The 23,956-nt window shown below is 67.9% G+C and carries 20 protein-coding genes; 13 read left to right on the forward strand and 7 right to left on the reverse strand.

Translation table 11 applies throughout. The features are described 5' to 3' along the window. Positions 1-11 precede the first annotated feature (11 nt). The 4 genes from C7456_RS04075 (at position 12) to C7456_RS04090 (ending at position 5,006) form a co-directional block, all read left to right on the forward strand. Positions 12-1,259, forward strand: a complete 1,248-nt coding sequence (locus tag C7456_RS04075) for an acyl-CoA dehydrogenase family protein (protein ID WP_109722501.1) — start codon at positions 12-14, stop codon at positions 1,257-1,259. Between the two features lie 62 nt (positions 1,260-1,321). Next, positions 1,322-2,515, forward strand: a complete 1,194-nt coding sequence (locus C7456_RS04080) for an acyl-CoA dehydrogenase family protein (RefSeq protein ID WP_109722502.1) — start codon at positions 1,322-1,324, stop codon at positions 2,513-2,515. 4 nt (positions 2,516-2,519) lie between these two features. Next, positions 2,520-3,695: an acyl-CoA dehydrogenase family protein gene (locus C7456_RS04085; RefSeq protein ID WP_109722503.1), complete on the forward strand. Its 1,176-nt coding sequence runs from the start codon at positions 2,520-2,522 to the stop codon at positions 3,693-3,695. Between the two features lie 114 nt (positions 3,696-3,809). Next, on the forward strand, positions 3,810-5,006 hold the full coding sequence (locus C7456_RS04090) for an amidohydrolase family protein (RefSeq protein WP_109722504.1): 1,197 nt from the start codon (positions 3,810-3,812) through the stop codon (positions 5,004-5,006). A 100-nt stretch (positions 5,007-5,106) separates the two neighbouring features. Here the strand turns inward: C7456_RS04090 and C7456_RS04095 are convergent, their stop codons facing one another. The 4 genes from C7456_RS04095 to C7456_RS04110 form a co-directional block, all read right to left on the reverse strand. After that, positions 5,107-5,814 carry a TetR/AcrR family transcriptional regulator gene (locus tag C7456_RS04095; RefSeq protein ID WP_170120169.1) on the reverse strand — a complete coding sequence of 236 codons (708 nt, stop codon included), beginning with the start codon at positions 5,812-5,814 and terminating at the stop codon, positions 5,107-5,109. 154 nt (positions 5,815-5,968) lie between these two features. Then, positions 5,969-6,820 (reverse strand): MaoC/PaaZ C-terminal domain-containing protein, encoded by an 852-nt coding sequence (locus tag C7456_RS04100; RefSeq protein ID WP_109722506.1) that lies wholly within the window; start codon positions 6,818-6,820, stop codon positions 5,969-5,971. An 88-nt stretch (positions 6,821-6,908) separates the two neighbouring features. Next, positions 6,909-7,715, reverse strand: a complete 807-nt coding sequence (locus C7456_RS04105; protein ID WP_109722507.1) for an enoyl-CoA hydratase — start codon at positions 7,713-7,715, stop codon at positions 6,909-6,911. Positions 7,716-7,732: 17 nt separating this feature from the next. Next, positions 7,733-8,602 (reverse strand): MaoC/PaaZ C-terminal domain-containing protein, encoded by an 870-nt coding sequence (locus C7456_RS04110; RefSeq protein WP_109722508.1) that lies wholly within the window; start codon positions 8,600-8,602, stop codon positions 7,733-7,735. A gap of 203 nt (positions 8,603-8,805) precedes the next feature. Between C7456_RS04110 and C7456_RS04115 the strand changes: the two genes are divergently transcribed. From C7456_RS04115 to C7456_RS04125, 3 genes are read left to right on the forward strand one after another with little or no spacing between them, the layout of a single operon-like run. Further along, positions 8,806-9,672, forward strand: coding sequence for an SDR family NAD(P)-dependent oxidoreductase (locus C7456_RS04115; RefSeq protein WP_109722509.1), 867 nt, complete (start codon positions 8,806-8,808; stop codon positions 9,670-9,672). Positions 9,673-9,706: 34 nt separating this feature from the next. Beyond that, positions 9,707-10,888 carry a thiolase C-terminal domain-containing protein gene (locus tag C7456_RS04120; protein WP_109722510.1) on the forward strand — a complete coding sequence of 394 codons (1,182 nt, stop codon included), beginning with the start codon at positions 9,707-9,709 and terminating at the stop codon, positions 10,886-10,888. A gap of 40 nt (positions 10,889-10,928) precedes the next feature. Beyond that, entirely contained in the window at positions 10,929-11,750 is an 822-nt protein-coding gene (locus C7456_RS04125; RefSeq protein ID WP_109722511.1) for an SDR family NAD(P)-dependent oxidoreductase, read from the forward strand. Positions 11,751-11,793: 43 nt separating this feature from the next. Here the strand turns inward: C7456_RS04125 and C7456_RS04130 are convergent, their stop codons facing one another. Then, a complete protein-coding gene (locus C7456_RS04130) occupies positions 11,794-12,777 on the reverse strand; it encodes an alpha/beta fold hydrolase (protein ID WP_211306237.1) in 984 nt (327 codons plus the stop codon). Between the two features lie 446 nt (positions 12,778-13,223). On the opposite strand from C7456_RS04130, the gene C7456_RS04135 reads away from it, so the two are divergent. The 5 genes from C7456_RS04135 (at position 13,224) to C7456_RS04155 (ending at position 19,851) form a co-directional block, all read left to right on the forward strand. Beyond that, entirely contained in the window at positions 13,224-14,510 is a 1,287-nt protein-coding gene (locus C7456_RS04135) for an amidohydrolase family protein (RefSeq protein ID WP_211306238.1), read from the forward strand. Between the two features lie 82 nt (positions 14,511-14,592). Then, positions 14,593-15,774 (forward strand): thiolase family protein, encoded by a 1,182-nt coding sequence (locus tag C7456_RS04140; protein WP_109722513.1) that lies wholly within the window; start codon positions 14,593-14,595, stop codon positions 15,772-15,774. A 189-nt stretch (positions 15,775-15,963) separates the two neighbouring features. Then, complete coding sequence (locus C7456_RS04145) at positions 15,964-17,637, forward strand: AMP-binding protein (protein WP_109722514.1); 1,674 nt, start codon at positions 15,964-15,966, stop codon at positions 17,635-17,637. Between the two features lie 7 nt (positions 17,638-17,644). Further along, a complete protein-coding gene (locus C7456_RS04150; protein ID WP_109722515.1) occupies positions 17,645-18,493 on the forward strand; it encodes an alpha/beta fold hydrolase in 849 nt (282 codons plus the stop codon). Between the two features lie 47 nt (positions 18,494-18,540). Continuing rightward, on the forward strand, positions 18,541-19,851 hold the full coding sequence (locus C7456_RS04155; RefSeq protein WP_109722516.1) for a spinster family MFS transporter: 1,311 nt from the start codon (positions 18,541-18,543) through the stop codon (positions 19,849-19,851). An 85-nt stretch (positions 19,852-19,936) separates the two neighbouring features. On the opposite strand, the gene C7456_RS04160 is transcribed toward C7456_RS04155, so the two are convergent. Further along, positions 19,937-20,731, reverse strand: coding sequence for an SDR family NAD(P)-dependent oxidoreductase (locus C7456_RS04160; RefSeq protein ID WP_109722517.1), 795 nt, complete (start codon positions 20,729-20,731; stop codon positions 19,937-19,939). A gap of 161 nt (positions 20,732-20,892) precedes the next feature. Here C7456_RS04160 and C7456_RS04165 point away from each other — a divergent pair, with 161 nt between their 5' ends. Next, positions 20,893-21,813 (forward strand): acyl-CoA thioesterase, encoded by a 921-nt coding sequence (locus C7456_RS04165; protein WP_170120170.1) that lies wholly within the window; start codon positions 20,893-20,895, stop codon positions 21,811-21,813. 25 nt (positions 21,814-21,838) lie between these two features. On the opposite strand, the gene C7456_RS04170 is transcribed toward C7456_RS04165, so the two are convergent. After that, positions 21,839-23,950 (reverse strand): oxidoreductase, encoded by a 2,112-nt coding sequence (locus C7456_RS04170; protein ID WP_211306239.1) that lies wholly within the window; start codon positions 23,948-23,950, stop codon positions 21,839-21,841. Positions 23,951-23,956 lie beyond the last annotated feature (6 nt).

Genomic DNA, 23,956 nt, shown 5'->3' on the forward strand with positions numbered 1-23,956 from the left:
GGAGCCCTCCCATGTCCAGCGCAAGCGCCCTGCTCGAACCTCGCACCGCCGTCCCTGCCGAGGACGCCCTTGAACGCTATCGCCTGGATGCCCGCGCGTGGCTGGCCGAACATGCGCCGCGCTTCAGCGGAGCGGTGCGCCGCGGCCTGCCGCTCGAGCGCGACGTGGCGCTCGGCAGGGCCTGGCAGGCCCTGAAAGCCGCGCACGGCTACGGCGCCATCACGCTGCCCAAGCGCTATGGCGGCGGCGGCGGCACCGAATTGCAGAAGATCGTCTTCACGGAGGAGGAACTCCGCTACGACCTGCCGGTGGCGTATTTCTCGATAAGCCTGAGCAATCCGGTGCCGATCTTCCTCCGTCACGCGCCCGAAACGTTCCGGCAACGCCTCGGGCCGCCGGCGATCCGCGGCGAGCACATCTGGTGCCAGCTGTTTTCCGAACCCGCGGCCGGCTCCGACCTGGCAGCCCTGCGCCTGCGGGCCGAGCGCCAGGGCGACGGCTGGGTGCTCAACGGCCAGAAGCTGTGGACCAGCTGGGCGCAGATCGCCCAGTGGGGCGTGATCGTCACGCGTACCGACCCCGACGTTCCCAAGCATGCGGGTCTTACCTACTTCTTCCTCGACATGCGGTCGCCGGGCATCTCGGTGCGCCCGATCCGGCGGCTCGTCGGCCATCCGGATCTGAACGAAGTCTATTTCGACAACGTCTACGTGCCCGACGAACAGCGCCTGGGCGAGGTCGGCGGCGGCTTCAGGGTGGCCATCGAGACGCTGATGATCGAACGCTACGGCATCACCGACGAGACCGCCAGTTCGCCCGCGCTGGAAGCCCTGGTCGAACTCGCCCGCCGCGCCCGGCTGAACGGCCGTCCCGCGCTGGCCGATGGCGAAGTGCGCGCAGCCATCGCCAGGGCCTATGTCGAGCGCCAGGGCCTGCGCTCGATCCAGAAGCGCGCAATGGAGGCCATCGCCGCCGGCCGCGAACCCGGGCCGGAAGGCGCCATCCGCAAGCTGCTGCTCGGACGCATGCGGCAGCAGCTGGGCGCCCTCGCGCTGGACCTGATGGGAGCCGACGGCATCCGCCTCGACCCGCAGGGCGAGTCGAGCCGCGACTTCGCCCATGCGTGGCTGGACCCCAGCGTGCGCATCGCCGGCGGCACCGACGAAGTGCTGCTCAACACGCTGGCCGAACGCGTGCTCGGCTTGCCGCAGGACCACCGCCCGGACAAGGGCGTGCCCTTCCGCCAGCTCGAGTCCTGAGCGCCTCGCGCGCCCGTCGCCCTGCCCGCGCATCCCCGCAACCGAACGAGAGGACATCGTCGATGGATTTCAGCCTGGACCCTGCAGACGAAGCGTTCCGCGACGAGGTACGGCAGTTCCTGCGCGAGAAGCTCCCCGCGGACATCGCCGAGCGCTCGCGTCGCGGCTATCACCCGCTACTCGCGGACGTGCAGGCGTGGACCAGGATCGTCTACGACCACGGCTGGCCGGGTCCGAACTGGCCTGCCGAATGGGGGGGCTGCGGCTGGACGCATCTTCGCCAGTTCATCTTCGAGGAAGAATGCGCGCTGGCCGGCGCGCCGCAACTGGACGTCGCCAGCTTCCGCATGTTCGGTCCGCTCATCATGACCTTCGGCAGCGATGCGCTCAAGAACCGCTACCGCGACCCGATCCTGCGCGGCGAAACGTGCTGGGGCCAAGGCTTCTCCGAACCCAACGCCGGCTCCGACCTGGGCGCCCTGACCACGCGTGCCGTGCGCGAGGGCGACGAGTACGTGATCAACGGGCGCAAGATCTGGACCACCAACGCCCACGTCGCCAATGTCCTCTGCGTGCTGGCCCGGACCAATCCCGAGTCCAGGCGCGGCTTCTCGATGATCATCGTCGACCCGAAGGCTCCCGGCGTCACCATCCGCCCGATCATCGACATCGGCGAGGGGCACAGCCTGAACGAGACGATCTTCGAGGATGTGCGCACGCCGGTCGACAACCTGATCGGCGAAGAGGGCCAGGGCTGGCATTACGCGAAGTCGCTGCTGGACAACGAACGCGCCTCCAGCGCGGAAATCCCCGCCAACAAGTTCAACCTGATGAAACTTCGCCAGATGGCGCAGCGAAAGCGCGGCGACGGCACCCGGCTGATCGACGATCCCGGCTTCGCGGCGCGGCTGGCCCGGCTGGAAATCGACCTGCAGGCCCTGGAGTTCCTCACCCTCAGGGCGCTGACGGAAAAAGCCGGGGGAACCCGCCTGCCCGTCGGTTCGCTGCTCAAGGTCCGCGGCTCAGAGCTGTTCCAGAAGACCGGCGAGATGCAGCTCGAAGCCCTGGGCGACTACGTCTCCTATGCGTATCCGCCGCCGGAACAGTCACCTCACGGCATCGCCGCCTGGCCTCCCGGACCGGCCTTCGCGCCGGGCGTCGTCGCCGATTTCATGTATCGGCGCGCCACCACGATCTACGGCGGAGCCAACGAGGTGCAACGCCAGATCATCGCCCGATCCTTCCTGGAGCTCTAAAGCCATGGACTTCTCGCTTTCGCAGGAACAGCAGATCTTTCAGGACAGCGCACGGCGCATGCTCGAGACGGAATGCCGGTTCGAGACCCGTGGCCCATTGATCGCCAAGGGCAGCTTCGACGGGGATCGCTGGCGGGCCATCGCCGAGATGGGCTGGCTGGGCATGGCTCTGCCCGAGGAACACGGCGGCTTCGGCGGCGGCGCGATCGAGACGGCGCTGCTGATGGAGGAAATCGGCCGGGTGCTGATGGTCGAGCCGGTCTGGGCCATCGCCGTGCTCACGGCCCACGCGCTGCTGGCATCGGGCGACGAACGGGCACTCGCGCTGCTGCCCCGGCTGGTGGCCGGCGAGGTCCTGCCGGTGCTGGCGCACAACGAAGCCGACGCGGGCGGCGTGACCGAGCACGTCGCCACCGTGGCGACGCCGACGGCACAGGGCGGATGGCGGATCAGCGGCGAGAAGACGCTGGTCGTCGGCGGCAACATCGCCGACCGCTTCCTGGTATCGGCACGTACCTCGGGCAGGACCGGCGATCGCGAGGGTATCTCGCTGTTTCTCGTCGCCGCCGACGCGGCGGGCCTGCGCCGGCAGAACGTGCGCCTCATCGACAACCGCTGGGCCGCGCACCTGCTGCTGGAGAACGTTCAGGTCGACAAGGCCGACGTCATCGGCCGCGTGGGCGGCGCCATCGACGCGCTCGACGAGGCCCATGCGTACGGCCTGCTGGCGGCCTGTGCCGAGGCCATCGGGGTGATGGACCGCGCGCTCTGGATCACGCGCGACTATCTCAAGGTGCGCAAGCAGTTCGGCACCACCCTGAGCAGCTTCCAGGCGCTGCAGCACCGCATGAGCGAGATGCTGATCGAGCTGGAGCTGTCCCGCTCGATGCTCCATCGGGCGCTTTCGCTGTTCCACGCCGGGCCGGAGATTCGCCGCCAGGCGCTGGCGGCGGCCAAGGTGCACATCGGCCGCAGCGGCAAGTTCGTCTGCGGCCAGGCGATCCAGTTGCATGGCGGCATCGGCGTGACCGAGGAATACGTCATCGGCCACTACTTCAAGCGCATGACCACCATCGAGCACGAGCTGGGCCATTCGCACTTCCACCTGCAGCGGCTGGCGGAACTGGAACAGCGCCGCGGCACGCCCGTCGCACCGCTCGCCGCGCGCAACGCCGCATGAGAGGCGTCGCCTGAGAACCGCAGGCACGCCGTTTGACCCGGCTATTTAACTGACATATCGTCAGCTTTAGCGGCAGGGGACGTAGGTTTCTCCTGCAGCCCACGAGGACCACCCATGAGCACCGTCAGCTATCCCATTTTCGACGCCGACCGCCACTTCTACGAACCGCCAGAGGCGTTCCTGCGCCACTTGCCGAAGAAGTTCCACAGCCAGTTCCAGTATGTGCAGGTGAACGGCCGCACGAAACTGGCGGTGGGCGGCGTGCTTTCGGACTACATCCCCAATCCGACCTTCGAGGTGGTCGCCGCGCCCGGCTCGCACGAAGCCTGGTACCGCGCCAACAATCCGCAGGGCCTGACCCTGCGCGAGATGGCCGGCAAACCGATCCCGTCGGCGGAAGCCTTCCACGACGGCGAAGCCCATCTGAAGGTGATGGACCAGCAGAACATCCATGGCGCACTGATCATCCCTACCCTGGCGTCGGTGATCGAGGCCCGCCTGGACAAGCAGCCCGAGACCATCGCCGCGTTGTTCCACGCGCTCAATCAATGGTTCAAGGACGAGGTGGGTTTCGCGTACAAGAACCGCCTGTATCCGGTTCCGATGATCCACCTGGCCGACGTGGACCAGGCGGTGAAGGAGCTCGACTTCCTGCTGGAAAGCGGCGCCCGCGTGGTCGGCATACGTCCCGCGCCGGTGCCGGGCCTGCGCGGCAGCCGCTCGATGGGCTTCAGGGAGTTCGATCCTTTCTGGGGGCGCATCAACGAGGCGAGGATCTTCGTCGCGATGCACGTTTCCGATTCCGGCTACGACCAGATCGCGCGCTGGTGGACCGCCGGCGCCCGCGACAGCGACGAATGGCGTCCGTTCGAGAAGGAACCGTTCGGTGAAATTCTCGACTGGATGGGCCGCCCCATTTCCGACTCGCTGGCTGCGCTGATCTGTCACGGCGTGTTCGACCGTTTTCCGGACGTGCGGGTGGCCTCGCTCGAGAACGGCTCGGCGTGGCTCGAGCCACTGCTCAAGCGCATCGCCAGCAACTACCGCAAGATGCCAAAAAGCTTCAGGCAGGATCCGGTGGAAGCGTTCCGCCGGCACATCTTCATTTCGCCGTTCTACGAGGATCCGGTGGAACGCATCGGCGAGCTGATCGGCTACGACCGCATCCTGTTCGGCAGCGACTGGCCGCATCCGGAGGGCCTGGGCACGCCGCTCGATTTCTTCCAGGACATCCACGGCGTCAAGCCCGAAGACACCCGCAAGATCATGAGCAGCAACCTGCATGGCCTGTTGACGGGCGCACGCGACTGAACCCTGCCCTCGCCCGAAGAAGGCGGCCAGCTGCAGCCGCCCCGCCGCTTGGCCCGTAACGACGGGCCGGCGGCTGGCGTTGCCAGCCATCCGCCGTGGATCAATCCTTGGGCAATGGCTCCGGCTGCGCGCAGACCGATGCGATGGCATGCGCAATGATGCGCGCCTGCGCCGCCTTCAGGCGCCTGGCGCCGAGCCCCTTGTTGACGATATTCGGATCGGTGGTGGCCATGCGCTCCATCGCCGCATGCAGCACCGAGGCAAAGGCGCGCGCATCGCCACGGCTCATTTTGCGGTCGGCAGGACAGAGCGCGATCAGCCGCTGCGCCAGCAGTTCCACGAACGGTACGTAGACGTCCATGCGCAGCTTCTCGAAGCGCGGGTCGCCGCGGTCGGCTTCCATGTTGCGGTAGCGAAGTACCTCGCGATGGGCGTCCCAGACCTTGTAGAACGCCTCGACGAGCTGTTGCGCACGGTTTTCCAGCGCATCGGGCAACCACGGTTCGTCGAGTACCGCCAGCGCATCGCTCATCTCGTGGCCCGCCACGTCGCTGAGCGCGGCGAGGATGTCGCGAATGTCGTCGAAGTACATGTAGAACGTCGCGGAGGAGGTCTTCGACGCCTTGGCGATGGACACCGCCGTCAATTCCACCGGCGACCTGGTTTTCAGCAAGGTCTCCGCGGCGCGCATCAGCCGCAGCCGCGTTGCGTGTCCCTTCGGTCCCAGCGACTGCCCCTGCTTGTTGGTCTGGACGGTGCTGAGCGCCACCTCCATCCTCGACGGAAGGGCTTTCTTGGCGGTTTTCATGGCGGCTTTTTCAGTGCGGCGTGGCCGGGCACTCATACCGTCTCCGAACATGTCATCGCACACGCCCCCGGATGCGAACCCAATGTAAACCGAAAACTGGCGACATGACAATCTTTCGATCGCTCCGCAATACGTTGCGTCCGGAGCAACTGGCCTACGGCTCGAACCGGACCAGGCCATGGTCCAGCACCGGCGCATCGCGCTCCACCGAACGCATGCGGAACACGGCGCGCCCTGGCCCCGTGGTCCAGCTTTCGACGCGCATGGTCTCGCCGGTACACATCGTTCCGACATAACGGACCGCCAGCTTTCGAAGGCGTTCGGGCCGGTTGTCGCACCACAGTTTCAATACGGCGCGACCTGCGAGTCCGAAGCAGCACAGCCCTCGCAGAACCGACTGCGGCCGCTCGCCCGCGTTCGCCGAGGCCACTGCGAAGTGGGCGGGCAGGCGGAAGATCGCCCCCTCCTCGGCCGGCGTCGCCAGTTCGATGACCGCGTCGGGCGGCCGATCAGGCATGGCGACGCGCTCCCTGGCCGGTTCGGCCGGCCCACCGAAGCCGCCGTCGCCGCGCGCGACGGTGGTCACGTCGATGGTCGCGATGCGGCTACCCGTGCGCGCATCGCGGATGACCTGCTGCTCCACGATCGCGGCGCCGCGCGCCGCGCCGCGATCGTGGATCGCGACGATGCGGCGGTCGATCAGCAGCTCGCCTTCGGAAGGCAGCGCGCCGGACAGGGTGAGCGCCTCCTCCGCGTGCACGAGCTTTTGCCACTGGATGCCGGTTTCCGGTTGCTGCTGCCAGAACTCGCCGTCCGCCAGCGCCACGATGACGGGTGGCAGGACGCGCGGATCCGCCTCATGGACGAATGGCGCGTCGTCCAGCTGCAGCGGGCCGGGCAGGCCCGCACCAAACCCGGTGGCGAAGCGGACCACGTCGGCGCGGGTGTAGGGCCTGCGCACCTGCGCGAAGGGCCAGTGGAGAAGCTTCTCGTAGTCCAGAGACATGCGTGTCCTCGGCTTCCCGCGGTCGCACGGCGCGCCCGCGGCACTCGCGATTCCGCGGCGACCAGCCGCGCCGCTCGGGCGGTACCGCTCAGGTCGAGCCGGCCGACTTCTTGGCGGCCGCCATGGATTGCTCCATGCCGCGCGCCACGATGCCGCGATGTTCCGCCGTCGAATGCGAGAACACGTGCGTATCGAAGTGCGCGAGGATCGCGTTGCGGAAGCCCTGGATGTCGGCAGTTCGATTGAGCGACCGCTTCAGCACGTGCAATGCCACCGGCGGCGTTTCCGCGATGCGGTTGGCAAGTCTGAGGGTGAACGCTTCCAGCTCCTCGCGCGGAACCACGTGATTGACCATGCCCCACTCCTTGGCTTCGGCCGCGCTCAGGCGCTGCCCGGTGTACAGGAACTCCTTGGCCTTGCGCATACCCAGCACCCAGGGGTGCACCAGCGTTTCCACGGCGGCCGCCCCCAGGCTGTGCACCACCGGGTCGCTGAAATAGGCATCGTCGCTCGCCACCATCAGGTCGCACATGTTGGCCACCATGAAGCCGCCCGCGATGCACGCGCCCTGGACCTGGGCAATGGTCGGCTTGGGGAAGTCCCAGATCCGCAGCGCATTGCCCAGGTAGTGCTCCTGCTCCCACAGGTAGATCTGCTCCGAGGTGAAGTGCCCGCGCGTCCTGATGCCGTCGACCAGATCGTGTCCGGAGGAAAAATGCTTGCCCTTGCCGCCGATGATGAGGACGCGCACGGCATCGTCCTTTTTCGCCCTCTCCAGTGCATCGTCGAGTTCGTCGAGCAGCGCCTCCGACTCGGCGTTGGCGGCCTGCGGCCGGTTGTGGCAGACGCGCGCCACCGCGCCGATGACTTCGTAGCTGATTTCGTTGTAGCTCATGGGAATCTCCGGGAATCCTAGTCCAGCCACTCGGCGTAGCCGTTGGTCAGCGCGACCACGTCGCGCTCGACGACGCGGACCTGGAACGCCGCACGTCCCGCGCCTTCGCGCCAGATCTCGGTGCGCAAGGTCTCGCCGGGATAGACCGGCGTCGCGAACCGCACGTCCAGCCGGCGCAAGCGCGCCGGTTCGTTGCCGCAGAGCAGCTTCAGCACCGCGCGGCCGGCGACACCGTAGCTGCACATCCCGTGCAGGATGGGCTTGTCGAAGCCGCCGAGCGCGGCAACCCTCGGATCGACGTGCAGCGGGTTCCAGTCGCCGGACAGGCGATAGATCACCGCCTGCTCGGGCCGCGTGACCAGATCGAGGGAGGCGTCCGGCGGCCTCTGCGCCGGTACCGCATGCGGCACCGGCGCACCCGCCGCGCTGCCGCCGAAGCCCCCGTTGCCGCGGAGGAAGATCGAGAATCCGACCGTGGCCAGCAGTTCATCGGTGGCGGCATCGTGGATCCTGCGCGACAGGTACATCACCGCGCCCTTGCCGGCCCCCTTGTCGTAGATTTCCTCGACCGTGGTGCGTCCGATCACCCTGCCCTGCGGCGGCAACGGCTTGTGCACCGTGAGGAACTGTTCGCCGTGAAGGATTTTCTCGACCACGATGCCCGTGCCGGGGTCGCCCATCCAGAACGCGCCGGGAGCCAGCACGGCATGCTGGGTCGGCAACGCCCGCAGGCCGTCCTCGTAGACGTACTTGAGATCGTCCTCTGCCACCGGGTTGGAGGTCGCCACGCCGACGCCCAGCGCATAAAGAATGGTTTCGCGCACGCCGTACGCCTGCTCCGCGGGCGGGATCGGCCAGCGCTTGATCTTCTCGTAATCGAGCGGCACGGCTGGGGATTCTCCTCGGGGATCGCGCCGCTGGCAACGCGCCGGCGACTAGGCCAAAGATAGTCGTTGACGAAAAACTGTCAAGCAGTTAGTTTTGCGTCCGGCGCCGGCGGGAAAGTTGCCGTCGGCTACGCCGCCACGCGCATGCGCGGGCGACACGCGCTCCCGCTTCAACCTGGACTATCCGCCAGCCGGAGATTGCAATGGGCCTGCTCGAAGGGAAAGTCGCCATCATCACCGGGGCCGGGCGTGGCCTGGGCGAAGCCTATGCCAGGCTGCTCGCCCGGGAAGGCGCGGCGGTCGTCGTCAACGACATAGGCAAACGGGAAGACGGCAGTCCGGCCGCCGGGTACGTGGCCGAGTCCATCCGCTCGGACGGCGGCAAGGCCGCGCCGCACGTCGGGGACGTCTCCACGGTGGATGGCGGACAATCGCTGCTGCAGACCGCGCTCGAGGCATTCGGTCGCGTCGACATCCTGATCAACAATGCCGGCATCCTGCGCGACAAGTCCCTGCTCAAGCTCGAGGAAGCGGACTGGGACCTGGTCGTCAAGGTCAATCTCAAGAGCATGTACGCCGTTACCCGGCCGGTGTTCTCGTGGATGAAGGAGAACGGCCACGGCGGCGTGATCGTCAACACCTCGTCGGTTTCGGCGCTGGCGGGCAACTTCGGGCAGACCAACTACGGCGCGTCGAAGGGCGGCGTGTGGGGTTTCTCCAATGTGCTGACCGAGGAAGGCCGCAAGTACGGCATTCGCGTGTGGACGCTGGCGCCGGCGGCGCTTTCGGTCCTGACGGCGGCGCTGCTGCCCGACGAAGCGAAGGCCGAACTGGCGCCCGAGCACGTGGCCCCCGTCGTGCTGTACATGGTCAGCGAATTGTCCGGCACGCGCACCGGCCACTGCCTGTTCGCCTCGGGCCAGCGCATCAGGGAACTGAAACTGGTCGCTGCCGAGGGCATTCCGGGCCGTGGCCGCAACGCCGCGCTCGATGCGCGATCGCTGGCGCAGCACGAGGATCGCATCTTCCGGCCGGAACCGGCGTTGACCATCGCCGACTTCGGCAAGTGACACCTCACCTCCCAGCAGCCGACGGAGGCAGCACATGAGCGGCAAGGCATTGATCGCCGGCGTGGCCATGGTGAAGTTTTCCAAGCCGGGCAAGAGCGAAATGTACGACGTCATGGGCGCCAGGGCGGCTGCCTTGGCGCTGGCCGACGCGGGCGTGGCGTACGGCGAAGTGCAGCAGGCATACGCCGGCTACGTCTACGGCAACACCTGTTCGGGCCAGACCGCGCTCTACTCGGTCGGCATGACGCGCATTCCGATCTTCAACGTCAACAATGCGTGCGCCTCCGGATCGAGCGCGATCTACCTCGCCCGGCAGGCCATACTTGGCGGGCAGGTCGACGTGGCGCTGGCCGTCGGCTTCGAGCAGATGGCGGCGGGGGCGCTCTCGGTCGACACCGACCGCACGCCGATCACCTGGCGCCTGGATGCCGCCGTCGAGGCGATCCGCGGCTGGGACGACAATGCCCCGCAGGCGCCGCAGTATTTCGGCAGCGCCGGCGCCGAATACCTCGAGAAGTACGGCGGCACCAACGAGCTTTTCGCCAAGGTCTCGGTGAAGGCGCGCAGCCACGCGGCGCGCAATCCCTACGCGTTGTTCACCGAACCGCTGACGGTCGACCAGGTACTGCAGTCGACGCCCATCTTCGGCCCGCTGACGAAACTGATGTGCTGCCCGCCGACCTGCGGCGCGGCGGCGACCGTCCTCGTCTCCGAAGCGTACGCGCGCAGGCATGGGCTGACCCGGCTCGTCGAGATCGCCGGCATGAGCCTGGTCACCGACGGCAATGACAGCTTCGAGTCCGGCAGCGTTGCCAACGTGGTGGGGGCCGGCGTCGCGCGCACGGCCTCCAGGCAGGCCTACGAGGAGGCCGGCATCGGCCCCGACGATGCCGACCTGGTCGAGCTGCACGACTGTTTCTCTTCGAACGAGATCATTGCCTACGAGGCGCTCGGCCTGTGCCCGGAAGGGGAATCGGCGAGGTTCATCGCCGATGGCGACAACACTTACGGCGGCAGGATAGTCACCAATCCATCGGGCGGCCTGCTTTCCAAGGGCCATCCGCTGGGCGCCACCGGGCCGGCGCAGATCGCCGAATTGACGTGGCATCTGCGTGGCGATGCGGGCGCGCGCCAGGTGCCCGACGCGCGGATCGGCCTGCAGCACAATGTCGGCCTGGGCGGCGCGGGCGTGGTTTCCGTACTCAAGCGCGCCTGAGCCGCGTACTCACGCATCGTCTTCCACCCCCGAGCGCACCATGAATCCTTCCGACATCCTGGTGACCGACCAGGTCGCCATCGTCACCGGCGGCGCAAACGGCATCGGCGAGGGCATCGCGCTGACGCTGGCGCGCTTCGGTGCCGACGTGGCCATCGCCGACGTCGACACGGAAAAGGGACGGCAGGTGGTCGCGGCCATCCAGGCATTGGGACGGCGCGCGCTGCTGGTGCCGACGGACTGCGCGGACACCGGCCAGATCCGTTCCATGGTCGAGCAGGCCGCGGGGCATTTCGGCCGGCTCGACATCCTCGTCAACAATGTCGGCGGCAGCCGCCAGACCGACTTCCTCGAGCAGAGCGAACGGAGCTGGAAGCGTCACATCGACCTCAATCTGGTCAGCATGCTGGCTGCCACGCAGGCGTCCGCCAGGGCCATGATCGCCGGCGGCCGCGGTGGCACGATCATCAACATCGCCAGCAGCGAAGGACTCCGCGCCGCGCCGGGCTATGCCGTGTACGCCGCCTGCAAGGCGGGCATGATCAGCTTTACCCGCACGATGGCGCTGGAACTGAGCGAGCACGCCATACGGGTCTTCGCGCTGGCGCCCGACATGCTCGTCACGCCCGGCCTGCAGCCCTACTACGATGCCGCGACGCCCGGCGAGGCCGCCGCCCGCGATCGCTACATCCCGCTCGGGCGGCTCGGCAAGGTGGAGGAAATAGGCAGCGTGGCCGTGTTTCTCGCCTCGAGAATGGCCTCCTACCTGACCGGAGTCACCCTGCCGGTCGATGCCGGCACCCTCGCCTCCAGCGGCTGGACGCGCCTGGCGTCGGGCGGCTGGGCGCTCTACCACGACTGAGGCGGCGCGCAGCGCGCACCGGTGCGGCTGCCACCATCAGCCCTCAGGCCAGCAGCGACCTCAATGCCGCGACCAGCGCGAGCGGTTGCGAAAGCATGACGTGATGGTAGCCGTCGGGAATCACCACCGGCCCGCGCCCGCGCCGGAACGAGGCCAGCACGCGCCGTGCCAGCGCATCGTCCACCACGCAGCTTCCTTCGCCATAGACGAAGTCGACCGGTACCTCGATCCGCGAAAGCAGCTTGTACTCGTCCGGCACCAGCACGATAGCCGGCAGGCCACGATCGAATTTCCACTGCCAGCCACCGTCCACCTGGCGCAGCGACTGGCGGGCTACGTAGTCTTCCACGTAGGGCAGCACCACGGGTTGAGCCGGCATCAGCCGGAACCGCTGCAGGGCGCTTGCAAGATCCGGATAGGGCGGCGCGTGCCGCCGCGGCGGCGCCCCGCCGGGCACGGGCGCATCACCGAAACGCACGTAGCTGTCGATGACGATCAACCTGCTGGCCAGCTCCGGCGCCTCCACGCAGGCCCGCAGCACGCGCGCGCCCCCGAAGCTGTGGCCGACGATGGTCGACGCTCCCAGGCCCGCATGCCGGATCACGCCGAGGATGTCCCGAACGAACGTCATGCCGTCGTAGTGATCGCGGTGCCCGCTGTCGCCCATGCCCGAAAGGTCCAGCGCCACCACGCGGTAGTCGTCGGCGAAGAACGGGGCGATGAAGTCCCACCAGCGCGCGTGCGCGCGGTAGCCGTGCACGAAGACGATGGCCGGCCTGTCGCCAGGCCCATCCAGCCCCCAGGAGAGGTAGTGCACGGGCGCGCCGTCGATTTCGACGAAACTCGAATGGCCGGCGCGCCCGACGGCGCGGGAGAACCACTCGGGAACGGATGCGTCGGTCCGTGCCGATGGCACGTCTGTCGCGAACGGGGCGCTGGTCATCATGGTTCGCCTGAAGAGGGAAAAAGTGCGGGCGAGCCCGCGCCGTTCGCCGCGGCAAGCGGCCTCCGTGCCGGTTCGCTCCATGCGACCATGGTCGCACGCGCCCGCTCGAAAAATAAGTGACTATCTTATAGTTATGAATCCTCGCCACGACAAGCGCACGCCACGAACGCGCCCGTGCGCAGGCTTGCGAGGCGTGCTGGCGCTCCGCGCGAAAGTCCAGGCCGCGCCCCGCCGGGCCAATGCATGGACCAGCGCGAAGCCTCGCGTAGCGATCACGCGGGACCGCGGTTTGACTGGGAAAATCCTCCCGGTGCGGCCAATCCGCCCGGGGCCGGCGCCACGGCACCCTGGCCAGCTGTCCCGTCGTCAGCTTCGACCCATGCCCGCGGCGATTCATGCTGCACCGTCACTTGACGCCGCTCGCCGGCGCTGTCTAGAGTCCGAAAAATACAAACCGTCAGTTTTTGACGCCGCACGCCGTCCACGCGTCCGCACAATCGCCCAGTCGAGGAGGATTCCTGATGGAAATGAACGACCTGATCCTGTTGAGCGTGGACGATCACGTCATCGAGCCGCCCGATCTCTTCGACAGGCATCTCCCCGCGAAGTATCGCGACAAGGCCCCGAAGATGCATTCGATGCGCGGCGGCCAGGACTCCTGGACCTACGAGGGGATGGTTTTGCCGAACATAGCGCTGAACGCCGTGGTGGGTCGCCCGCGCGAGGAGTACGGCGTCGAGCCCACGGCGTACAACCAGCTTCGGGCGGGCACGTATGACATCAAGGCGCGCATCGACGACATGAACGTCAACGGCGTCTGCAGCGCGATCTGCTTTCCAACCTTCCCGCAGTTCGCCGGCACGCTGTTCGTGAACTCCAAGGACAAGGAGGCTGCCAAGGCCATCGTGTCGGCGTACAACGACTGGCACATCCACGAATGGGCCGGCGCCGCGCCCGGCCGCATCATTCCGCTCGCCATCCTTCCGCTGTGGGACATCAACGCCTGCGTGGAAGAGGCCCGCCGCGTCGCCAGGCTCGGCGTTCACACGGTGACCTTCCCCGACGTGCCCGCCAAGAAGGGGCTTCCGAGCATCCATACCGACTACTGGGACCCGCTCTGGAAGGTCATGTCGGACAACAAGATGGTGATAAGCACGCACATCGGTTCCGGCATGAGCGCACCGTACATTTCGCCCGAATCGCCGATCGACTCGTGGATCACGACGATGCCGATGTCGATCGCCAACGCGGCCGCCGACTGGATGTTCTCGCCGGTGTTCGTCAAGTTCCCGGAGCTGAAGATCGCGCTGTCCGAAGGCGGCATCGGCTGGATTCCCTACCTGCTCGAGCGTGCCGACTTCACCTTCAACCACCATCGTGCCTGGACCCACTCCAACTTCGGCGGGCTCAAGCCGAGCGACATCTTCTTCCGCAACTTCATCACCTGCTTCATCGACGACATCTTCGGGCTGAAGAGCCTGGACTTCCTCAACACCGACATGGTCACGTGGGAGTGCGATTATCCGCACTCGGACACCGTATGGCCGTATTGTCCGGAAGACCTTTGGAAGTCGATCAAGCATCTGCCGAAGGAGACCATCGACAAGATCACCCACCTCAACACCATGCGCGAGTTCTCGTTCGATCCGTTCAGCGCCCTGGGCGGACGCGAGAACTGCACGGTCGGCGCGCTGCGCGCGCAGGCCACGCACGTCGACACGCAGCCGCGCGGCGGACTGGGCGGCATGAACCCTTCGAAGAACGATGGCCATCCGGTGACCTCGGGCGAAGTGATGAAGATGTTCGCCGTCTGACCCTGCGCCCGCCCTGCGGCCGGACCGTCGTCGACGGCAGGCCCGGCGACCGGTTTTCCGCATCCTCCGGCACGTGACGGCCATGGACATCCTGGAACGACGAGCGATCATCTCGGGCATCGGCCAGTCGCGAACCGGCCGCCGGCTGGAGCGCAGCGCGCTCGCGCTGACGATCGATGCCACACGCGCCGCCGTGGCCGACGCCGGGCTCGAGCTGTCCGACATCGACGGCATCGCGAGCTGGCCCGGCTACAAGGCCGAGCCGGTCGGCTATTCCTCCGTTGCGCTGATGGACCTGAAGGAAGCGCTGCGCCTGAAGCTGAACTGGTACAGCGCCGGCTCGGAAGCCCCGCAGATGGCCGCGTTGATCAACGCCTGCATGGCGGTCGCCACCGGGCAGGCGCGCCACGTGCTTTGCTACCGCACCGTTACCGAATCCTCCGCGGCGGCACAGGGCACGCGGTCGAGTCTGGTGGGGGCGGGTACGCAGCGCGTCGCCGGCTTCGGCGTGTGGCAATCGCCGTTCGGCGCCTTCTCGGCGGCGAACTGGACGGGCCTGATCGCCTCGCGCTACTTCCACGAATTCGGCGCGCGCCGCGAGCAGCTGGCGCAGATCGCCATCAACGCGCGCCGCAACGCGGCGCTCAACCCGCTGGCCGTCTACCGCGATCCGCTCTCGCTGGAGCAGTACATGGCCTCGCGGATGATCTCCACTCCGTTGTGCCTGTACGACTGCGACGTGCCGGTCGACGGGTCCGCCGCGGTGATCGTTTCGCACCGGGACACCGCCCGCGACCTCAGGGCCAGGCCCATCGGCATCGAAGCCATCTGCGGGCCGCTCCATGGACGCGATACGTGGGACCAGCAGGCCGACCTCACCCGCTTCGCGGGCGAGGACGCGGGCCGCCGGCTGTGGCAGCGCACCGACCTGAAACCCGCCGACGTCGACGTTGCCGAACTCTACGACGGCTTCAGTTTCCTCAGCCTGCTCTGGCTCGAAGCCCTGGGATTCTGCGGCCGCGGCGAAGCGGCCTCGTTCGTCGAGGACGGCCGGCGCATCGCGCTCGACGGCGAGCTGCCTTTGGCCACCGGTGGCGGACAGCTGTCGGCGGGCCGTCTGCACGGCATGGGGCACGTGATCGAAGCGGTCGTCCAGTTGCGCGGCGAGGGTGGCGCGCGCCAGGTACCGGGCTCGCCCGCCGTTGCCGCCGTGTCGATGGGCGGCGGTCCGATTGCGGCCGCAGGCCTGTTCGTCCGGCTATGACAGGGTCGCCGGCCCCGCACCGCACCGACCCCACCGGGCGTCGACGCCTGCCCGCGTCCGTGGCGCGCGCGCCCCATGTTGCGGCCCACCTTGCGCAATAGCTGTTGCTATGTCAGTTTTTTTCGTGCAGCGGCGGCGCGATGCGACGACACCCCTGTTTCGATGCGAACGAACCCCCGAGGAGCCTCGATGAACACGATCACCCGGCCCGCAGAAGCCAAGCCCTTCGTCGCCGCCGACACACAGCCGCGCCCCGACTGGAGCACGGGCGAGCAAGGCACCGTGAACGACGTGCTCCGCAGCGCCGTGCAACGGTTCGGCAACCAGCCGTTCCTCGACGACATGGGCACGATCTACAGCTTCGCCGACATCGACGACCATGCATGCCGGCTCGCCAACGGCCTGCGCGCGCTGGGCGTCACCAAGGGTCAGACGGTGGTGACGCTGCTGGACAACCATGCCGGCACGGCCCTGATCATGTTCGCCATCACCAAGCTCGGCGCCATCAGTGTCCCGGTCAATACGGCCTACAAGGGCGAATTCCTGCGCCATCAGGTGGCCGACGCCGGCGCCGCCGTGGTCATCGCGGAAAGCGACTATGCCGAACGCCTCGGGGCCGTTGCCGAAGGCGTCCCGGAGGTCACCACGGTGGTCCATCGCGGGCCGCCGCCCAGGCTGCCGACGACAAAGTGGAACGTCCTGTCCTGGGACCAGCTCTACAGCGAGGACGCCAGCGACCCGCACGTCCCGGTGGAACCCGGCGACCTGGCCATGCTGATCTACACCGGCGGCACCACCGGCCCCTCGAAAGGCTGCATGGTCAGCCACAACTACACCTGCAATCTCGGCCGCCAGATGCTGCGGACCACGTATCGCGGACCCGGCACGATCACCTGGACCCCGCTGCCGATGTTCCACTTCAACGCGGTCAGCGCGACGCTGATTCCCAACATGATGGTGGGCGCCCGCGTCGCGCTCTACCCGCGCTTTTCCGTCTCCAATTTCTGGCCTGAGATCGAACGCACCGGGGCCAACGAGGTGATGCTGCTGGCATCGATGTTCCCGCTGCTCCTCCAGGCGCCGGACAACGACGCGATGAAGCGCTGTTACGGGCAGATCGAGACCGTGATCGGCGCGCCGTTCCCGGCGCCGCTGCAGGAGGCATGGAAGAAGCGCTTCGGCGTCAAGCGCACCGTCATCAGCGGCTTCGGCCTCACCGAATGCGCGCTGGTCACCATGCAGCCGCGCGAGCTGCCGGCGGCGCCCAATTCGTCCGGCATGCGCTGCGACGATTTCGACGTGCGCATCGTCGACGACAACGACGTCGAGGTTCCCGCCGGCGTCGCGGGCGAGATCGTCGTGCGCCCGCTGCGGCCGCACGTCATGTTCGAGGGCTACTGGCGGCGCGCGCAGGACACACTGAAGGTGATGCGCAACCTGTGGTTCCACACCGGCGACATCGGCAAGTTCGACGAGCAGGGCTACTTCTACTTCGTCGACCGCAAGAAGGACTACCTGCGCCGGCGCGGCGAGAACATCTCCAGTTTCGAGGTGGAAAACACCTTCCGCGCGCACGCTGCGATCGAGGACGTGGCCGCCCACGCCGTCCTGTCCGAACTGGGCGAGGACGAGCTGAAAGTCACCATCGTGATCCGCGAAAACCACACGCTCACGCACGAGGAGCTGTTCCACTGGTGCCGCGACCGCCTGCCCTATTTCGCCCTGCCCCGCTACATCGAGTTCCGCGATGCGCTGCCGCGCAATCCGGTGGGTCGGGTGCTCAAGTACACCTTGCGCGAAGAGGGCGTCACGCCGAAGACCTGGGACCTGGAGAAATCCGGCATCAAGGTCGAGAAGCGCTGAGCCGGCCATGGCCGCACGGTACTTCATCGGCATGCATGGCACCCGGCTTGCCGCCGACGTTGGCGGCGACGCCGCCGCGCCGCCGGTGATCCTGATGCATGGGGGTGGCCAGACCCGGCATGCCTGGGCCAATGCCTTCGACGAACTGGTCGCCCACGGCTATCACGTCATCTCGCTCGACACCCGCGGCCATGGCCAGTCGGACTGGGCGGTCGACGGCGACTACTCGGTGCAGGCGCAGGTCGGCGACTTGCGCATGGTGATCGCCACGCTGGACGAGAAGCCCGCGCTGGTCGGCGCATCGATGGGCGGCGTCACGTCGTTGATCGGCCTGGGCGCCGACCCGGAGCTGGCCCGGGCGCTGGTGCTGGTGGACGTCGCGCCTCGGCTGGAGATCGAAGGCATCGAGCGCATCGTCGCGTTCATGCGCAGCCACGCCGACGGCTTCGCATCGCTAGAGGAAGCCGCAGCGGCGGTCACCCGCTACAACCCCGCCCGGCCGCGTCCGGCCAGCCCCGACGGCCTGCGGAAGAACCTGAGACTGGCCGCCGACGGCCGCTATCGCTGGCACTGGGACCCGCGCTTCATGGACGCCGACCCCATTGCCGCCACGCGCGAGCTGTCGCGCCAGATGCTCGCGGCCGCCGAGCGCATCCGCATTCCCACGCTGCTGGTGCGCGGCCGGCTGAGCAACGTCATCAGCCGGGAAAGCGTAGCCCAGCTGCAGCGGCACATCCCGCACCTGGAAGTCGCCGACATCGAGGGCGCCGGGCACATGGTGGCCGGCGACAACAACGACGCGTTCAACGCATCCATCCTCGCTTTCCTGAACAGAACCATGAAGCAGGCGCACTAGCTCATGGCCGGCACCGCGTCGGCACCCGTCATCCGGAGGGCAACACCATGAATACCCAGCTTGCGAGCGCGGCCGAAGCCACGGCCCTACCGGAGCGGAGGGCGGGGCTGCGGGCTTCGTGGTACGCCCTGCTGATACTGACCCTGATCAACTCCTGCCATTACCTCGATCGCACGGTGGTATCGATCGTGATCGAACCCATCCGCAGGGAGTTTTCGCTGACCGACGGACAGCTCGGCATGCTGACCGGCCTGGTGTACGGGCTCACCTTCGCCCTCGCTGGGATCCCGCTCGGTTTTCTGGTCGACCGCGTGGATCGCCGCAAGCTGCTGTCGGGCCTCGTACTCGTCTGGAGCGGCTTCACGGCGCTGGCAGGTCTCGCGTCCAGCTTCGCTTCCCTGCTGCTGGCACGCATGGGCGTCGGCGCCGCCGAGGCGGGTGGCTCGCCCACCAGCATGTCGCTCATCTCCGACCTGTTCCCGGCCAGGCTGCGCTCCACCGCGATGGGAGCCTTCTTCCTCAGCATGGCCCTCGGCGGCGCGGCCAGCGCCTTCATCGGCAGCTACGTGGCCGCCCACCACGGCTGGCGTGCCGCCTTTCTGATCGCCGGGATTCCCGGTGCCATCTGCGCGCTGCTACTGCTGGCGACCGTCAAGGAACCCGCGCGGGGCCGCATGGACGCCATCGCGAAGCTGCCCGAAATCACGCCGAGCATCGGCGAAACCCTGCGCTTCATCGCCGGCCAGAAGGCCCTGCTCCATCTGCTGGTCGCCATGCCGCTGGCGGTCATGGCGATCTCGGCGATCAGCGCGTGGCTGGTGGCCTTTTTCATGCGCAGCCATGGTCTCTCGCTGGCGCAGGCCAGTCAGCTGGCGGGGATCAACTTCGGCATATTCGCCGCGTTGGGCTCCCTGCTGGGCGGCGCGATCAGCGATCGCTTCGGTCGGCAGATCGCGCGCCGGCGCATCACGTTCGCCGCCATCGTCTGCCTTCTCGGGATTCCGCTCACGCTGGGCGCCGTGCTGATCGGCAACACCGCGCTGGCCGCTGCGTGCTGGTTCGGGCTTTCGGTGTGCGCATTCGCCACCATCCCGCCGACCTTCGGCAGCGCGGTGAGCCTGGTCAAGCCTCGCATGCGTGGCGTGACGCTGGCGATCATCCAGGTCATCGTCAATTTGATCGGCTATGGCGCGGCGCCCTACCTGACCGGCGTGCTCAGCGACTGGTATGGTGGCCCGCAATCCCTGCGCTACGCCCTGGTCACCGTCATCGGCATCACCCTGCTATGGGCGATGGCGCACTACCTGCTCTCGGCCCGCACTTTCGAACGGGACACGGCTCGCGCTGCCCAGTTCTGAGCGGTCTGCAGGCCGCCCGCCCCACTTGCGACCGACGCCCGGGCGGGCTCTCGCGCCCGGGCGTCCCGTTCGTCTTGCAGGCCGCTCACATGACTGCACGGATCATGCCGCCGTCCACGCGCAGCGCCGCCCCCGTGGTAGCCGAAGCGCGCGCGCTGCACACGTAGACGATCATTGCCGCGATCTCCTCGGGGCTGGCGAAACGCCGGATGACCGACGTGGGGCCCATCCGGCCCAAAAATTCCTTCTTGACCTGCTCGATGTCCAGCTGTTGCTTCGCGGCCATGCGCGAGAGGAACCTGCCCACGCCCTCGGACACCGTTGGCCCCGGCAGCACGCTGTTCACGGTCACGCCGGTGCCGGCAAGCATCTCGGCAAGCCCGCGCGCCACCGTCAGTTGCGCGGTCTTGGTAACGCTGTAATGCAGCATGTCGGCGGGTACCTGCAACCCCGATTCGCTGGAAACGAACACCACGCGCCCCCAATCGCGCTGGCGCATGCCCGCCAGGTAATGGCGCGAGAGACGGATGCCGCTCATCACGTTCACCTCGAACATGTGCAGCCACTCCTCGTCGCCGACATCCTCGAAACGCTGCATGCCGATGATGCCGAGATTGTTCACGAGGACATCCACCTGCGGAAGCCGCTCGATCAGGCAAGCGCACCCGGCGGCGGTGCCAAGGTCCGCCGCGATGCCGTCCACGATCGCATCGGGCAGCGACTCGCGCATGCGCGCCACGGCCGCCTCCACGCGCTCGGGCGTCCGGCCGTTGATGACGATGGCCGCCCCCTCGGCGGCGAGGCCGTGTGCCGTGGCCCAGCCGATACCGCCCGTCGAGCCCGTCACCAGGGCGCGCTTTCCCCTCAAGCCGAGATCCATGCCATTTCTCCACTGCTTCGGACCTTCCGGTACCCGCTCGCGGCATGCCCGCACCGCGGAGCCGGCAGATGCCATGAACTGACTATAGATCAGTTATGCTCCGGACGACGGCCGCGGGCAAGCCCCGCTCGACCGGCACGCACCGCTTCCGGAAACACGCCATGCATCCGCGAGACACCCGGCTGGGCAGCACCGAACTGGAACCGCTCTTCGCGCTCGAGGCGACGGCACCGCTGCGTTTCCGCAGCCTGCGGCACGAGGGCAACCTCAACGGGCACGGTCACGCCTTCGGCGGCCAGCTGCTCGGGCAGGCGCTGATGGCGGCCGCGCATACCGTCGACGGACGCGCTCCGATCTCGCTGCAGCTGCATTTCCTCAAGGGCACCGACGTGGGAGCGCCGATCGAATACGCGGTGAGCTGCCTGTCGGACGGTCGCCAGTTCTCGCATCGCCAGGTGGTGGGTGCGCAGGGTGGCAGTGCCACCGTGGTGGCCGATGTCGCCTTCCAGATGCCAGCGCCGGACAGCTGGAACCATTCGCTGGCCTTCGACGTCGGCAGCATCCCTGCGCCGGGATCCTTGCCTTCCGTCGCCGAACTGAACATCCGCTACCGCGAACCGCTGGCCCGGATGAACTACGTGCTGTTCGAGCGGCCCTGCATGGACTTCCGGCTGCTCGATGCCGAGGCGCACCTGTTCGAGCCAAGCGCTGCGCCACGCATGCGCTGGTGGGCCAGGTTGCGCCGGCCCCTTTCCGACGATCCGCGGATCCACGCCGCCGCGCTCGCCTATCTGTCCGACTGGTGGACATGCTTTGCGGTGGTGGCCCCGCATATCCCCATCGCGGGCGCGCGCGACCGCATCTACATGGCCAGCCTGAACCACTCGCTGTGGCTGCACGGCCCGCCGACGGTCGACGACTGGCTGCTGTTCACCTGCGAGAGCCCGTATGCGGGCTCGAGCCGGGGGTTGAGCACCGGCCACATCCATGACCGCCACGGCCGGCTGCTTGCAACCATGGCCCAGGAATGCGTGGCGCGCGTCAGGACGCACGACCGTCCGCCGGAGCCCGTGCCCGCATGAGGCGATGCAGGTGCCGGACGCCCGCCTAGCCAGGCACGGCGCGCCGCCGCTGCGCCTCCAGCAAGGCGCTTACCGCCGCGTAGCCCGAATGCACGGCATCGCCGATGCGGCCGCCGTGGTGAGCGTCGCCTATCGCCACGAACGGGATTCCCGCGGCCTTCAACGCCTGCGCGAACGCATCGTCCGGACGGCGCCCCTGGGCGATCAGCACGCGGTCGCAGGCAATCTCGGCCGTCGCGCCGTCGCCATCCTTCAGCGTGACCGAGCCTGCCCGGATGGCGACGATCTCGCTGCGGTCGACGATGCGCACCTGTGCGTTTGCGAACAAACGCTTCAGCAGGACGCCCCGGTAGATCGCCTCGGCGGAACGGGCCAGCTGTTCTGCCGGCGAGCGCGACACCAGCACCACCTCGTGCCCGCGTCCGGCGAGATATTCGGCGGTTTCGCAACCGGTCTCGCCGCCGCCGTAGACGACAATCCTCATGGCCCCTGTCGACGCCAGCCCGCGCGCATCGCCCATCAACACGTCGTAGGCATCTAGCACATTCTCGCCATCGATGCCGTCGATCTCCATCCTCACCGCCCTGGCACCGCCGGCCAGTATCACGATGTCGGGACGCAGCCGGATCAGCGTTGCCGCATCGACGTGGCTGCTCGTCGCCGTCTCCACCCCGCTGCGGGCGAGTTGCCGTTCGAGATACTGCCGATACCAGTCGAGCTTGTCCTTGAACGGCGGCGCGGCCGAGGCGATCAAGCCGCCGCCGAGCGACGCGCGCGCCTCGTACAGTTTCGTCCGATAGCCCGCCTGGTCGAGCATCAGCGCCGTGGCCATGCCGCCGGGGCCTCCGCCCACGACCACCGCGCTGCCTTCGCACCGAGCGTCCGAACCGAACGGCGGGTCGAGCTCCCTGCCGGTGCGCGGATTCTCCGCGCAGCCGATCACGCCATGCGGCCCCGCATGGCTGGTCACGCAGAAGTTGCACGACGTGCACGGGCAGATGTCGTCGTCATCACCGCGGCGCGCCTTGCCCGCCCAGGCGGGATCGGCCAGCAACGGCCGCCCGAGCGCGATCATGTCGGCATCGCCGCGGGCGATCGCGGCTTCCGCCGTGGCAGGCCAGCGGATCTGCCCGACCGAGATCACCGGCACCGACACCGCCTGGCGGATGCGCCGCGCATACGGCAGGCGCCAGCCTTCCGGCGCGGACATCGGATCGATGACCTTGTCCAGCCCGGTGTAGCCCGTGCCCATCGAGACATGCAGCACGTCGACCCCGGCCTCGACCAGTTTCGGCGCGATGCGCACCATGTCCTCGATGCCGAGTCCGTCCGGCGAGAACTCGTCCGCGGACAGGCGAAAGCTGAGCGGACGCTGCCCGATGGCGTGCTTGACGCAAGCGATGACGCGCCGCGGCAAGCGCAGCCGCCGCTCCTCGTCGCCCCCCCAGTCGTCGTCCCGGTGATTGGTCAGCGGCGACAGGAACTGGGTCAGCAGATACCCATGCGCGCCATGCAGCTCGAAGGCCTGGTAACCGGCCTGCACGCCCAGCGCCGCCGTTCGGCCGAAGCAGTCGATCAGGTACTCGATCTGCGCCCCGGTCAAGGCGCGCGCCGTCAACCGGCTCGGATCGCGCCGGGAGCGCACGTCGCTGGGTCCGACCGCCACGCCTCCCTCGACCAGCGCGCGCGGGACGCCGGCACCGCCGTGCTGCAGCTGCAGGCAGGCCACGGCACCGGCATCGCGGATCGCCTCGACCAGCCGCCTGTGCCCTTCCAGATGTGCCGGTGTGTCCAGGCTGAGCTGGCGGTGCTCCGACAGCCCCGTCGCCCGGTCCACGCAGCAGAACTCGACGATGATCAACCCCACCCCGCCCTCGGCGCGCGCGCGGTAGAACGCGATCTGGCGCTCGGTCACCCTGCCGTCGCTGCCACCGAGCTGGGTCGACATGGGAGCCATGACGACCCGGTTGGGAATCTTCAGCACCCCCAATTGGATGGGGCTGAACAGGTGCGGATAGCGCAATGTGGACATGCGGCCTCTCGAATCTCCGGCGACCGGCGGACCCGCGGCGGGATGCGGCGGCACGTCTGCCACGGTGCCCTTGCGTCGCGTCGAATGCGGCGACGGATCGAGCATACCCCA

The sequence above is a fragment of the Fulvimonas soli genome (genome assembly GCF_003148905.1).
Classification (GTDB): Bacteria; Pseudomonadota; Gammaproteobacteria; order Xanthomonadales; family Rhodanobacteraceae; genus Fulvimonas; species Fulvimonas soli.